The organism is Bacillus sp. IBL03825 (assembly GCF_024712505.1).
Taxonomy (GTDB): Bacteria; Bacillota; Bacilli; order Bacillales; family Bacillaceae_G; genus Bacillus_A; species Bacillus_A wiedmannii.
In genome coordinates this window covers 4,588,454-4,602,012 of sequence record NZ_JAMXKE010000001.1, presented here as the reverse complement: position 1 = coordinate 4,602,012, position 13,559 = coordinate 4,588,454, and the positions used below count along the sequence as shown (strand labels likewise).

15 protein-coding genes and 1 other annotated feature are annotated in these 13,559 nt (G+C 37.3%); of the genes, 11 read left to right on the top strand and 4 right to left on the bottom strand.

Going from position 1 to position 13,559, the window contains the following annotated elements; translation table 11 throughout:
* Positions 1–176: 176 nt before the first annotated feature.
* From acsA to tyrS, 6 genes are all read left to right on the top strand, one after another.
* On the top strand, positions 177–1,895 hold the full coding sequence (gene acsA / locus NHG49_RS23615; protein ID WP_258126580.1) for an acetate--CoA ligase: 1,719 nt from the start codon (positions 177–179) through the stop codon (positions 1,893–1,895).
* A gap of 85 nt (positions 1,896–1,980) precedes the next feature.
* Complete coding sequence (locus NHG49_RS23610; protein WP_088047999.1) at positions 1,981–2,538, top strand: maltose acetyltransferase domain-containing protein; 558 nt, start codon at positions 1,981–1,983, stop codon at positions 2,536–2,538.
* 66 nt (positions 2,539–2,604) lie between these two features.
* Positions 2,605–3,060, top strand: a complete 456-nt coding sequence (locus NHG49_RS23605; RefSeq protein WP_064474569.1) for a hypothetical protein — start codon at positions 2,605–2,607, stop codon at positions 3,058–3,060.
* On the top strand, positions 3,041–3,586 hold the full coding sequence (locus NHG49_RS23600) for an RNA polymerase sigma factor (protein WP_098101986.1): 546 nt from the start codon (positions 3,041–3,043) through the stop codon (positions 3,584–3,586). Before NHG49_RS23605 ends, NHG49_RS23600 begins: the two co-directional genes overlap by 20 nt.
* Positions 3,567–3,812, top strand: coding sequence for a hypothetical protein (locus NHG49_RS23595; protein WP_088048001.1), 246 nt, complete (start codon positions 3,567–3,569; stop codon positions 3,810–3,812). The genes NHG49_RS23600 and NHG49_RS23595 overlap by 20 nt, the downstream gene beginning before the upstream one ends.
* Positions 3,813–3,889: 77 nt before the next feature.
* Positions 3,890–4,119, top strand: a binding site (T-box leader).
* A 71-nt stretch (positions 4,120–4,190) separates the two neighbouring features.
* Complete coding sequence (gene tyrS, locus NHG49_RS23590; protein WP_000512075.1) at positions 4,191–5,447, top strand: tyrosine--tRNA ligase; 1,257 nt, start codon at positions 4,191–4,193, stop codon at positions 5,445–5,447.
* A 79-nt stretch (positions 5,448–5,526) separates the two neighbouring features.
* On the opposite strand, the gene NHG49_RS23585 is transcribed toward tyrS, so the two are convergent.
* Entirely contained in the window at positions 5,527–5,829 is a 303-nt protein-coding gene (locus NHG49_RS23585; protein WP_088048002.1) for a YjdJ family protein, read from the bottom strand.
* 150 nt (positions 5,830–5,979) lie between these two features.
* Here NHG49_RS23585 and NHG49_RS23580 point away from each other — a divergent pair, with 150 nt between their 5' ends.
* Positions 5,980–6,108: a hypothetical protein gene (locus tag NHG49_RS23580; protein ID WP_000050944.1), complete on the top strand. Its 129-nt coding sequence runs from the start codon at positions 5,980–5,982 to the stop codon at positions 6,106–6,108.
* A 54-nt stretch (positions 6,109–6,162) separates the two neighbouring features.
* Here NHG49_RS23580 and rpsD read toward each other — a convergent pair whose 3' ends face one another.
* The gene (gene rpsD / locus NHG49_RS23575; RefSeq protein WP_000135322.1) at positions 6,163–6,765 is read right to left on the bottom strand and encodes a 30S ribosomal protein S4; all 603 of its coding nucleotides are present in this window, start codon (positions 6,763–6,765) and stop codon (positions 6,163–6,165) included.
* A 399-nt stretch (positions 6,766–7,164) separates the two neighbouring features.
* Here rpsD and megL point away from each other — a divergent pair, with 399 nt between their 5' ends.
* Entirely contained in the window at positions 7,165–8,343 is a 1,179-nt protein-coding gene (gene megL, locus NHG49_RS23570) for a methionine gamma-lyase (RefSeq protein ID WP_064474572.1), read from the top strand.
* Between the two features lie 62 nt (positions 8,344–8,405).
* Here the strand turns inward: megL and NHG49_RS23565 are convergent, their stop codons facing one another.
* Positions 8,406–8,885 carry a GAF domain-containing protein gene (locus tag NHG49_RS23565; RefSeq protein ID WP_000494320.1) on the bottom strand — a complete coding sequence of 160 codons (480 nt, stop codon included), beginning with the start codon at positions 8,883–8,885 and terminating at the stop codon, positions 8,406–8,408.
* Positions 8,886–9,032: 147 nt separating this feature from the next.
* Between NHG49_RS23565 and refZ the strand changes: the two genes are divergently transcribed.
* Positions 9,033–9,671, top strand: a complete 639-nt coding sequence (refZ, locus tag NHG49_RS23560; RefSeq protein WP_064474573.1) for a forespore capture DNA-binding protein RefZ — start codon at positions 9,033–9,035, stop codon at positions 9,669–9,671.
* A gap of 11 nt (positions 9,672–9,682) precedes the next feature.
* On the opposite strand, the gene NHG49_RS23555 is transcribed toward refZ, so the two are convergent.
* Positions 9,683–10,627 (bottom strand): DMT family transporter, encoded by a 945-nt coding sequence (locus tag NHG49_RS23555; RefSeq protein WP_258126570.1) that lies wholly within the window; start codon positions 10,625–10,627, stop codon positions 9,683–9,685.
* A gap of 124 nt (positions 10,628–10,751) precedes the next feature.
* Here NHG49_RS23555 and NHG49_RS23550 point away from each other — a divergent pair, with 124 nt between their 5' ends.
* Both NHG49_RS23550 and ezrA read left to right on the top strand, forming a co-directional pair.
* The gene (locus NHG49_RS23550) at positions 10,752–11,594 is read left to right on the top strand and encodes a LysR family transcriptional regulator (protein WP_064474574.1); all 843 of its coding nucleotides are present in this window, start codon (positions 10,752–10,754) and stop codon (positions 11,592–11,594) included.
* Positions 11,595–11,801: 207 nt separating this feature from the next.
* Positions 11,802–13,514: a septation ring formation regulator EzrA gene (gene ezrA, locus NHG49_RS23545; RefSeq protein WP_064474575.1), complete on the top strand. Its 1,713-nt coding sequence runs from the start codon at positions 11,802–11,804 to the stop codon at positions 13,512–13,514.
* The last annotated feature ends 45 nt before the right edge of the window (positions 13,515–13,559 follow it).

The window sequence follows — 13,559 nt, the reverse complement described above, 5'->3', positions numbered from 1 at the left end:
TGTATTACTCACCACCTTGAGGGTTTGTGAATCTATTAATATCGTACTTTATAATATATGCGATGTGAATCGAAATTTGTCATTAAAAATTTGTCTGAAAATCAACAAAAATACTGAAAATTTTAAATAATGTCATTATAATAGATAATAGAATACATAGGAGGGGGATGTAAAGTATGAAAGTAGAAACGCTTCCTGTCATTAAAGGAGAAAATAATTTGCCGAATTATGATGAGGCATACGCGAATTTTAACTGGGAAGAGGTTAATAAAAACTTTACTTGGAATGAAACAGGCCGAGTAAATATGGCGTATGAGGCAATTGATAAGCATGCGAAATCCGATCGTAAAAATAAAGTAGCCCTTTATTATCAAGATGGATCGCGAAAAGAGAAGTATACATTTAAGGAAATGAAGGATTTTTCTAATAAAGCAGGAAACGTCCTGAAAAATTATGGCGATGTAGAAAAAGGCAATCGCGTTTTTATTTTTATGCCGCGTTCTCCAGAATTATATTTTGCCCTTCTTGGTGCAGTGAAATTAGGGGCAATCGTTGGTCCGTTATTTGAAGCATTTATGGAAGGCGCAGTTCGCGATCGTTTAGAAGATAGTGAAGCAAAGGTATTAATTACAACACCTGAATTGTTAGAGCGCGTACCATTAAATGATTTACCTGCTTTAAAAACAGTCTTCCTTGTTGGAGATAATGTAGAAGAAGGCGGTAAAACAGTAGCGTTCAATCCTTTATTTGAACAAGCTTCAAAAGAATTACATATTGAATGGTTAGGCCGTGAAGACGGTTTGATTCTACATTACACGTCTGGTTCTACTGGTAAGCCAAAAGGTGTGCTTCATGCGCAAAATGCAATGGTGCAGCACCATCAAACGGCAAAATGGGTGCTAGATTTAAAAGAAGATGATGTATATTGGTGCACAGCTGATCCGGGCTGGGTAACTGGAACGGCTTACGGTATTTTTGCACCGTGGTTAGTCGGAGCATCCAATGTTATTTTAGGTGGGCGATTTAGTCCAGAAGCGTGGTATGAAACGCTACAAGATTACGGTGTAACAGTTTGGTACAGCGCACCAACAGCGTTCCGTATGTTAATGGGTGCTGGACAAGACGCAATTAAAAAATACGATTTATCACAAGTGCGCCACGTATTAAGCGTTGGTGAACCGTTAAATCCAGAAGTAATTCGCTGGGGTATGAACGCATTTGGACTTCGTATTCATGATACGTGGTGGATGACAGAAACAGGTGGACAAGTTATTTGTAACTACCCTTGTATGGAAATTCGTCCAGGTTCAATGGGTAAACCAATTCCAGGTGTGAAAGCAGCGATTGTTGATAATGAAGGAAATGAAGTGCCTCCGTACACAATGGGTAACTTAGCAATTGGTAAAGGTTGGCCAGCGATGATGCGTGGAATCTGGAATAACCAGCAAAAGTATGAATCTTACTTTATGCCGGGAGATTGGTACGTATCAGGTGACTCTGCTTATATGGATGAAGATGGATACTTCTGGTTCCAAGGGCGTATTGATGATGTAATTATGACGTCAGGTGAGCGCGTTGGTCCGTTTGAAGTAGAAAGCAAATTAATCGAGCATGCGGCTGTTGCAGAGGCTGGTGTAATTGGTATTCCAGATCCGGTTCGTGGCGAAATTATTAAAGCATTTATCGCGCTTCGAGCAGGATACGAACCATCTGATGAATTAAAAGAAGAGATTCGTCAATTTGTAAAGAAAGGCCTAGCAGCTCATGCAGCGCCAAGACAAATTGAATTTAGAGATAAATTACCGAAAACGAGAAGTGGTAAAATTATGCGCCGCGTATTAAAAGCGTGGGAGTTAAACTTACCAACAGGTGACTTATCAACGATGGAAGATTAAGAGAGGAAGGTCTGAACGAAATAACGTTCAGACCTTTTTTTTATGTTATTATAAACTTATATATATAAGTTGAAGGGGCAGTAAAATGAAAACAGAAAAAGAAAAGATGATACATGGGGAAATGTACATCCCGGCTGATCCAGTTTTAGTACAAGAGAGGGAGCAGGCTCGTATTTTGACGAGAAAATTAAATGATACGCCAGAAGTACAATTAAAAGAGCGTAGCGAAATCGTAAAAGAACTATTCGGAACGACTGGAGATAACATTCATCTTGAATCTTCTTTTAGATGTGATTACGGTTATAACATTCAAGTTGGTGAAAATTTTTACGCGAACTTTGATTGTACAATTTTAGATGTATGCCCGGTGACAATCGGAGTGAACTGTATGTTAGCTCCAGGTGTTCACATTTATACAGCAACACATCCGCTTGATTCAGTAGAGCGCATAAGCGGATCAGAATACGGAAAACCAGTTACAATTGGCGATAACGTATGGATTGGTGGAAGAGCGATTATTAATCCAGGTGTAACGATTGGAGATAATGCGGTTATCGCATCTGGTGCTGTTGTAACGAAAGATGTGCCGGACAATGTAGTAGTTGGCGGAAATCCTGCAAAGATTATTAAAAAAATAAAATAATATTTGAACGAAGTACCTTCCTCGTCTGTATACATTTATGAAAGAATAGATGAGGGAGGCTTTTTTATGTCTAATAAATTACTTCTTACTTTTGCTGTAATTGGAATTATAGTTGTATTTTCTTGTGGTTTGCTATTACCGATGCCAATCGGATTTAAAGTATCAATGATTACAGCTGGGGTCATGATGATTGTTATGTTTTCAATCATTATCCCATTTGATAGAAAACATATAGTACGGAAAAATGGATATAAAATTGATTTTACAAAAACAAAAGTTTATTTTCGCTGGAATGTATTTGATACGATTTCGGCTTGTCTTGCAGTGTATGCATGCATATGTGTGCAAGCATTAAATATTTTAGTTTCAACCGGACAGACAATTCAAAACCCGTATGTTCAATTTTTTACGAATCAATCACAAGTATGGATTATTGTTGCTAGTTGCTATTTAATTTCCCGCATTTCGTTAACGTTAAAAGGAATAAAGGAGATCAAAAATCATGGCGCAGATTGGGATTGAGGAGGAACTCATGCTTGCGTATCAAAGTGGAGATAAACAGGCGGGAGAAAAACTATATGTTTTAATCAAACCAGCGCTATATACATTTTTGTATCGATTTAACCGAGATGAACAATTAAGTATCGATCTTGTGCAAGATACGTTTTTGATGTTAGAACGAAAGAAACATATGTATGAACTTGAAAAAGGCAAAATAAAAACGTATTTATTTCAAATTGGTTATCGTCTTATGATTAATAAATTAAATAGAAGAAAAAAGTGGCGTACGCTTTTGCCATTTTTAGTGCCGATTCAGGAAAAAGAATTTTCTCACGAAGATCGGCTCACAGTAAGAGAAGCGATTTTGAAAGTTCCTGAAGAACAGCGAGCTGTCCTCATTCTTTCTTATTATCATGATATGCAGCAAAAAGAAATTGCAGAGATATTAAACATTCCAATTGGAACGGTGAAGTCGAGACTTCATAACGGGATAAAGAAATTGAAACAATTACTGGAGGTGGATGAAATTGAGCGAAAATCCCTTTAAGAATGAATATAAATTACAGCAACATTTAGATAGTGACCATGTAGAAATACCAGATTTTCCAAAAACGGTAAGTCGCTTCGATCGATTAATCGGATTTCTTGGTTCTCCAGCGAAAGATCCTGTGGAGGCGACGATTGGGAATGATTTATCGGTTGTGTTTCATGTGTCGTTATTAGTTGGGGTTCCAATTCTTTCTCTTATTACGATACTCTTTGCGACGTTGTAAAGGATTGGTAAGAAGAGAACACCTACCTCTATTTGACACGTCTATATAAATGATGGTATAAAGAAAAGTATATGAATAATTGAGCGTGGAAAGGGAGAAGTAGTGATCATTTCCCTGTTTTAGAGAGCTGATGGTCGGTGAAAATCAGCACATAGATGATCGCGAATTACGCCCCTAGAGCATCTTTTTTCGATTGAATTGTATTCAAAAGGGAAAAGACGGTGCTAAGCCGTTATGTAAATAAGGTGGTAGGCTTTTTTTGGCCTGCAACTAGGGTGGTAACGCGATAATCAAAATCGTCCCTTATTTAAAGGGGGCGATTTTTTTATGTTTTCAACCTTCACGCCAGTAATGAACTTAAAGGAGAGTATGTAGGATATGGGTATTTTACAAGATCTTGAATTTCGCGGTCTAATTAATCAGCAAACAGATGCTGAGGGACTTGAGCAATTATTAGAAAAAGAAAGCGTTAAATTATACTGTGGTTTCGATCCGACAGCAGATAGCTTACACATCGGTCATATGTTACCAGTATTAATGTTACGTCGCTTCCAATTAGCTGGTCACCAACCAATCGCACTTGTTGGCGGTGGTACTGGTATGATCGGTGACCCAAGTGGTAAAAAAGCAGAACGTACATTAAATACGAAAGATACAGTTGCTTACTACACAGAAAGCATTAAAAACCAACTTTCAAACTTCTTAGAGTTTGAAAACGTGGACAACCCAGCAACAATGGCTAACAACTATGATTGGCTTGGTAACTTAGATGTCATTTCATTCTTACGCGATATCGGTAAAAACTTCGGTTTAAACTATATGTTAGCAAAAGATACAGTAGCATCTCGTTTAGATACTGGTATTTCATTCACTGAGTTTAGTTATATGATTTTACAATCATACGACTTCTTAAACTTATACCAAAACCATAATTGCCGTCTACAAATCGGTGGTAGTGACCAATGGGGTAACATTACAGCTGGCCTTGAATTAATTCGTAAATCAGAAGAAGATGCGAAAGCATTCGGTTTAACAATTCCACTAGTTACAAAATCTGATGGTACGAAGTTTGGTAAAACAGAAGGCGGCGCAATTTGGTTAGACCCAGAGAAAACAACTCCTTACGAGTTCTACCAATTCTGGATTAACACAGATGACCGCGACGTTGTTAAATACTTAAAATACTTCACATTCTTATCTCATGAAGAAATTCTTGAGCTTGAAAAGCAAGTAGCTGAAGCTCCGGAAAAACGTGCAGCACAAAAAGCATTAGGTTCTGAAATGACAAAACTTGTTCACGGCGAAGAAGCATTAGAGCAAGCGATTAAAATTTCAGCTGCATTATTCAGCGGCTCTGTAGCAGAACTGACTGCAAGCGAAATCGAGCAAGGATTCAAAGACGTACCATCTGTAGAACGTACTGCAGAAGATACAGTATTAATCGACTTACTTGTAGAAAGCAAAATCTCTCCATCAAAACGTCAAGCACGTGAAGATGTAACGAATGGTGCAATCTACGTAAACGGTGAGCGTACACAAGCATTAGACTACGTTGTAACAGAAAACGACCGCATCGAAGGTAAATTCACAATCATTCGCCGCGGTAAAAAGAAATATTTCTTAATTCGTTACTAATCAGAAACGAATATAAAACAAATAGTACCCCGAATTGTAGGATGAAAAGTCTATAATTCGGGTTTTTTTATGTATGAATTTAGATTGTCTCACCAGTTCTTGTAAATAGAATATGAAGAATTAATACGATCATATAAAGTAAGCTAATGAGCATAACAATAAATGCTGTTGGATAAAATTTTGCCGCATATATAAAGAAATCGATTTGATAAATATCTTGGTAATTTGAAACGGTGCCTTTAAAGTAATTCGTAAACTTAGCGCTATATTTCCATTCATCGGGATAGTCTATTAAATTACTTCCCTGATACCAATTAATAAGCGCGGAAGTAATAAAAAGCATACATGCACTACCTAATTGAACCATTTGGTTTATTTTCAAAATGAATCAACCTCCTATTTTATGGTTATTATAGCGTGCATTCATATTCCTGTAACCTTTTTGTTGTAATCTCCTTTTCGAATTCATACGGAGATCACATGTAAGCGGTATGATAAATGTATAACAAATAGAAAGGAGTGGTAAAACAAAATGTCACTAGAAGCGCTCATTATTTTTTCTTTGCTAAATGCGGGTCAGCTTGCAGAGAATTCGAAGGTTGATGTACATAAAGAGCAGAAAGATGCTTATGTATATGTGCAGAAAGAGGAAAATAAATAATTTTATTTTATATATAAACGAAAAAAGCCAATCCAGAGGATTGGCTTTTTGTCATTAACGAGAGTAGAACTCTACGATTAATGCTTCGTTGATTTCAGCTGCTAACTCAGAACGCTCAGCGTGACGAGTGTAAGTAGCTTCTAATTTATCAGCATCGAAAGTTAAGTATTCTGGTACGAAGTTGTTAACTTCGATCGCTTCTTTAACAACAACAAGGCTGTTAGATTTTTCGCGAACGCTGATTGTTTGACCAGGTTTTACACGGTAAGATGGGATATCTACGCGAGATCCATCAACTGTGATGTGGCCGTGGTTTACTAATTGGCGAGCTGCACGACGAGTGCGAGCTAAGCCCATACGGTAAACTAGGTTGTCAAGACGAGCTTCAAGAAGGATCATGAAGTTTTCGCCGTGCTTACCAGGCATTTTACCTGCTTGGTCAAATGTGCGACGGAATTGACGCTCAGTCATGCCGTACATGTGACGAAGTTTTTGTTTCTCTTGTAATTGTAAACCGTATTCTGAAAGTTTCTTACGTTGGTTAGGACCGTGAGGACCTGGTGCGTAAGGGCGTTTTTCTAATTCTTTTCCTGTGCCGCTTAGAGAGATTCCAAGACGACGAGACAGTTTCCAAGCTGGACCTGTATAACGAGCCATAGTTGACTCCTCCTTTAAAAATGTTTTTATTTACGTAAAATAAAAACAGACGTAATCGATATTTACGGGCATTTTGTTTTCATGTACCTTCGCTCCAGCAGCAGGGAGTTACGAGATACACCTCCGTAGAGGAACAAAATACAAACGATAAACTCACATTACAAGGCTGCCTTTTTATTTTACACAAACGCTATTATATCTTTTACCTAGAGTTTCGTCAAGCGGGTACGTTTTTGTTTTATGCATATAAATTTTGGAAATTAATAAGAAGGAATTTAAAACGATATACAAGAAGTGATAGAAACACAAATAAAACGCTTACATAAAATGTAGTAAAAAATGTTCATTAATTTTTTGTTGATGAATATGCGGTATAAAAACATAAAAGGGGATGTTTTTATGAAAAAGAAGCATATGGAGACAGCGTTAATTCATCACGGTTATACATCTGAGGAACATAAAGGAAGTTTAACACCACCGCTATTTCAAACGTCTACATTTACATTTGAGACTGCGCAGCAAGGAGAGGCGAGTTTTGCGGGAGTGGATCCATCTTATATTTACTCAAGACTTGGAAATCCAACTGTAAAATTATTTGAAGAACGTATGGCGGTGTTAGAAGGAGGAGAAGAAGCACTTGCTTTCGGATCCGGTATGGCAGCTATTTCCGCAACGTTAATTGGTTTTCTAAAAGCTGGAGATCATATTATTTGTTCAAATGGATTATATGGGTGCACGTACGGATTTTTAGAAGTGTTAGAAGAGAAATTTATGATTACGCATTCGTTTTGTGATATGGAGACAGAGGCTGATATTGAAAATAAAATCCGTCCAAATACGAAGCTTATTTTCGTTGAAACGCCGATTAATCCAACGATGAAATTAATTGATTTAAAACAAGTAATTCGGGTTGCGAAGCGAAATGGTTTACTTGTCATTGTTGATAATACGTTTTGTTCACCTTATTTACAAAGACCACTTGAGCTTGGTTGTGATGCAGTTGTGCATAGTGCGACAAAATATATTGGCGGTCACGGCGATGTTGTGGCGGGTGTAACGATTTGTAAAACGAAAGCGTTAGCTGAAAAAATTCGCCCGATGCGAAAAGATATCGGCGGTATTATGGCGCCGTTTGATGCATGGTTATTGTTACGCGGATTAAAGACGTTGGCGGTAAGAATGGACCGCCATTGTGATAATGCAGAAAAAATTGTATCGTTCCTGAAAAATCATGATGCGGTAGAAGGTGTTTGGTATCCAGAAGGTGAGTTAGCATCTCGCCAAATGAAACGGGGCGGCGGTGTGATTTCTTTTTCAGTAAAAGGCGGAAGAGAAGAGACACAAGCGTTTATCAATGACCTTCACTTTATTACAATTGCCGTAAGTTTAGGGGATACAGAAACGTTAATTCAGCATCCGGCAACGATGACGCACGCTGCGATTCCGGCTGAGCTAAGACAAGAAATGGGCATTTACGATAATTTAATACGTTTATCTGTCGGTTTAGAATCATGGGAGGATATCGTTTCTGATTTAGAGCAGGCATTAAAGAAAATATCTACTGTTAATAATCAATAAAAAAGAGTGAGCTATCGGTTTCGTACGTGATGTACGCAATCGATAACTCACTCTTTTCTTTTTTAAATATGTTTTAGGAGTGTTTCCACAAACTTTTCTAAATAGCGCTGATCTACTTCATCAAAACGATTTTTTTCAGGGCTATCAATATCAAGTACACCAATGACAGTTCCTTCTTTCACGATCGGTACAACGATTTCTGAATTAGAAGCACTATCGCAAGCGATATGTCCTGGGAATTGGTGAACGTCTGCTACAAGCTGCGTTGTTTTCGTTTCAGCTGCAACGCCGCAAACGCCTCGTCCAAATGGAATGCGCACGCAAGCAGGCATTCCTTGGAAAGGTCCAAGAACAAGCTGATTTCCTTCTGTTACATAAAAGCCAACCCAATTCACACGATCTAAAAATTGATTTAATAATGCGGACGCATTTGATAAGTTTGCGACTACGTTCGGTTCGCCAGTTAATAATGCATCCAGTTGTTTAATTACTGTCTCGTATTGTTCTTCACGAGAACCTGCATAACTTTCTTTTGTAAACATGGAAACAACTCCCTTTTTATCGAGATGTGTAAAATATTAGCAAAATACGATGTATTTCACATGACTTTGTCGATAGAAAATTAAAGGAATTTGTCTTAAAAGTCAAGAAATTTAAACTATAGCTGTTCAGTGAGAGGAAGTGAGCGCATGAAACAGACGAAACAAAAAGTAATTGATGCGGCAATATCGTTGTTTAACACGAAAGGTTATGATGGAACGTCGGTGCGAGAAATTGCAAAGCGAGCGGATGTGAATGTAGCGAATATTTCATATTATTTTGCTGGAAAGCAAGGTTTATTAGAACAGCTTATTACTGACTTTTTAGAAGGATATATTCATGTGATTGAAACGTCCTTTGAACAGAGAGAATATTTGTCGGCTAAAGATATGATGGTGCAAATGGTGCGCGGGATTTTACAATATCAATTTGAAAATAGGGAATTGACACGTTTCTTTTACCGAGAGCTTTCGCTTGATACGACATTAATTCGCGAAGTGATGACCATTTACTTTTCTAAAGAAAGATATTATATAGAGCAAATTATAAAGCATGGACAAATGAAGCAAGAATTTAAAAAGGTATCTTTTACAATGTTTATGACGCAATTAAAAGGCATGATGAATATGCCGTTTTTATATCCGCAATATATATCAGAAGTGCTGCATTCTTTTCCGTCTGAGACATTTTTCATAGAAATGTACACGAAAGAAATTGAACAATGGATGGAACACACATTATGTATAACGAATATATACTATGAATTACCAAGAGCTGTTCATATGTGAAGAATCCCCACCTAACGAACTGAGGTGGGGATTTTTGTGCTTTCTTTCCTTTGCCATACATTGTTGCATAATAGCGCGATAATTGTTAATGAGGCTCCGGCAATTTTAATTTTGTCGACTGTATAACCTCGAAAGATGGAACCGATAAGTGCAAGTACAGGAACTAAATTCATAAATAATATGCCGTTAATAGATGAAATATAGCGATTTCCTGTGTTCCAGCAAAATACAGCGATAACACCTGCAACAATCGACATATACAAGAGTTCAAAACGAACGCTCATAATGGTACGAAGTGACGGCATAGTAACGATGTTTGTGTAAGTGAAGAAAGTGACGATAACGATGAGTGAAACCGAGCCGAATAAACAAGTTAACGTCGTATATCGAAGTGGTGACCAAGATTGAAAACGAGCACCACCGTTCGTATAAATGACCCAGCAAGTAACGCCGCATAGCATAAGTATATTTGTTGAGAGGTGACTGGCAGCTCCAAATAAAAAGTGAATATTTCCTTTTGAAATGACAAGCATAACACCGAGCAATGCAACGAACATACAAAGGAATGTGTAGTTTTGTGGGCGTTTGTTTTTTGTTATCCACTGCAATAATAAAGCGATGAGCGGCATAAGAGATTGAATCATTGCAGCATGAATGGCCCCAGAAGGCCCGGCAAGTTGTTGGCCGTAAAAAATGAGAAAACCATATCCAGCGAAACCGACTGTTCCGTAAAAGAATAACGAAAGTGTTCTTTTTTCTAAGTGGAGTGAAGTTTTTCCTTCAGTAATGAATAGCAAAATAAGAAAAATAATAGCTGCTGATCCGTATCGGATAGTTGTGAAGAAGAACGGATCGATAAACTGCAGAGCATTTGCCATGACAGGAAACATAAATCCCCAAGCCGTTACGGCAAGTAAGCATAGGAGGGATCCGAGTAGCATTTGTTTTTTGTCCAAGAGTATCTTTCCCCTTTTCATTTCGTTATAGTAAGTTGATGAAATAAGTATAAAGAGTAATTGTTTATAGAGGGAAATATCGATTTTTTATGACAGTTATAACTTTTTGTTAGAGGTGTGTACGATGGATTTGGAAGCAGTACGATCGTTTATTGAAGTGAAGAATACGCGAAGTTTATCAAAGGCGAGTAAGCTTTTACATATTTCTCAACCGGCGCTTAGTAAGCAAATTCAAAGGTTAGAAGCGGATTTAGAGGTTACTTTACTGAAGCGTTCCGCGCAAGGAGTGGAATTAACAGAAGCTGGAGAGTTATTTATAACAAGAATGTTACCGATTTTGGAACACATCCATGAAGTGAAAGCCGAAATGAAGAATTTTCAAGAGAAGCGGAAAATTTCTATAGGCATATTGCCAAGTTTAGCAGCGCATTATATATCAAAATGTAAAGATGTATTAGGTGAAGAATTCGAAGTAGAATGGAAAATTGAGCATACGAAAGTACTAATGGGACTCTTTAAAGAGCGGAAGATTGAAGCGATGTTCGTCGATTCAGTAGTAGAAGACGCTACGTGTATAAAAGAAATGCGAGAAGAAAAAATTGTTTGTGTAGTTTCAAGTGATCATCTTTATAAAGAGAAAATAGTAATCCGAATGGAAGATTTGCAAAATGAAAAGTTAATCGTATATCCAGAAATTTGTGATGTAAGGAAAATGATTACGAATATGTTTCAAGGGATAGGTGCGAAACCAATCATTGCATTTGAAACTTCTTATGCAGAACCGATGCTTGCAATGGTCGGAGCTGGACTTGGTATTACGTTACTTCCAGAAATGGCAGTAGAGCAAGCGGTAAAGCAAGGAAATGTGCATGCGATTTTAATTGAGCCACCACTTGTGCGCAAAATTTATTTCGTATCTCATATGAAAGAGAACCTGTTATTACAATCATTTGATGATGGGAGATAATCCAAACAGAAGATTGAGAAAGATTACAATTGCATTGAAAGAAACATGAAATTTTAAAAAAAACTAGGTCAAAAACAAGCCATTACATGGTATGATTAGTACATTGTTAGTTGTTAAATATAGGGGGATTCCCTTTTTATACATAATGCCTTCCATTTCATAAACGGAACGGACAAAAAAAGAGATATAACTAGGAGGCTTTTTTGCATGGATTCTATCCTGACGATCGTTATCATTGTAGTAAGCTCTATTCTAGTGCTGCTCATGATAGAGCTTGTGATAAGAAATCGTTCATATAAAGATATTGAAGCACTGGAGCAGTGGAAACAAGAGATAAAAGATAAGCCTGTGGCAGATGAACTAAAACGGGTGAAAGACTTAAATATGACAGGTCAAACAGAAGAACTGTTTGGTAAATGGCGTGAAGAATGGGATGAGATTGTATCAACAACCCTTCCGAAAGCAGACAAAGATTTAGCGCAAGCGCGAAAATTCGCCTCGCAATTCTCCTTCCGAAAAGCAAAGCATGCGATGAATGAATCCATAAGTGGTTTAGATGACGCTGATAATCGTATTACAGACATTTTAAATGAATTACAGCAATTGTTAGAAAGCCATGAAAAAAATAGCTCGGAAATTGAAGGGTTACGTGATACATATCGTAGTATGAAGAAGAGTGTTCTTGCTCATAGACATATGTATGGAGCAGCAGAGCAGAAAATCGAAGAAATGCTAGACGCTGAATCTAATAAGTTTAAAAGCTTTGAAGAGGCAACAGATAATGGCGACTATTTAAAAGCGAGAGAAATTGTTATTAGTTTGGAAGAAGGTTTGGCAAACTTAGAAATCATTATTCACCAAATTCCAGATTTATTGGTAGAGTGTCAAGCGACGTTACCAGTTCAGCTGGAAGATTTATTACACGGACATAATGATATGGTAAGACAAGGTTATGTATTAGAGTATTTGGAAGTCCCTAAAGAAGTTCGTGATATGACGACACAACTACAAACATGTTTAATGGATATACAGGAGCTTCATATAACGGAAGCAGCTGAAAAAGTAGAAAACTTAAAAACGCGTTTAGATGGCTTCTATGATCAACTGGAACAAGAAGTACATGCGAGACATTATGTGGAGCAAAAAACACTTTCTGTTTATGAAGACTTAGAAGAAATTCGCATTGAAACGATTGAAACAAAAGCAGAAACACAACTAGTGAAACAAAGTTATCAGTTACAAGATAAGGACATTGAGTCTCAAAAAGTAATTGAAAAGCAAATGCACATTTTGATGAAACGTTTTGAAATGCTGCAATTACGCGTTGCGGAACAAGATATTGCCTTCTCTATTATTCGTGAGGAACTAGAAGAGGTTTATGAGCAATGTGAAACGTTAAAAGTACTTCATGCAGAATATAAAGAAATGTTGCAAACGATGCGTAAAGAAGAATTTGAAGCGCGTGAGAAGTTACAAGAAATGCGAAATATCATTTTTGAAACGAAACGTTTTATGAAAAAGTCGAATTTGCCAGGTCTTCCAGAAAGCATTATGGAAGATTTAAAAAGAGGACAAATGGCAATGCAAGCTGTATATGAACAGTTAGAAGTGAAACCGTTAAATATGAACGCTGTAAATAGCAGTTTAGAAGAAGCGTACACAACTGTTAATGGTGTAGCTGAAATGACAGAAGAGTTAATTGGACAAGCGTATTTAGTTGAAAAATTAATTCAATACGGTAATCGTTACCGCAGTCATGATGAGAACCTTGCAGAGAGCTTAAATTATGCGGAGAAATTATTCCGTGAATATCAATACGATGCAGCTTTAGAACAAGCGGCTTCTATACTAGAGCAACTTGAACCTGGCGTTGTTCAAAAAATAGCTGAATATGTAGACAATGAACAAACCCTTTCATAAGGGTTTGTTTTTTTGTGTAATTTTGGGGACGATGTTGCTATAATG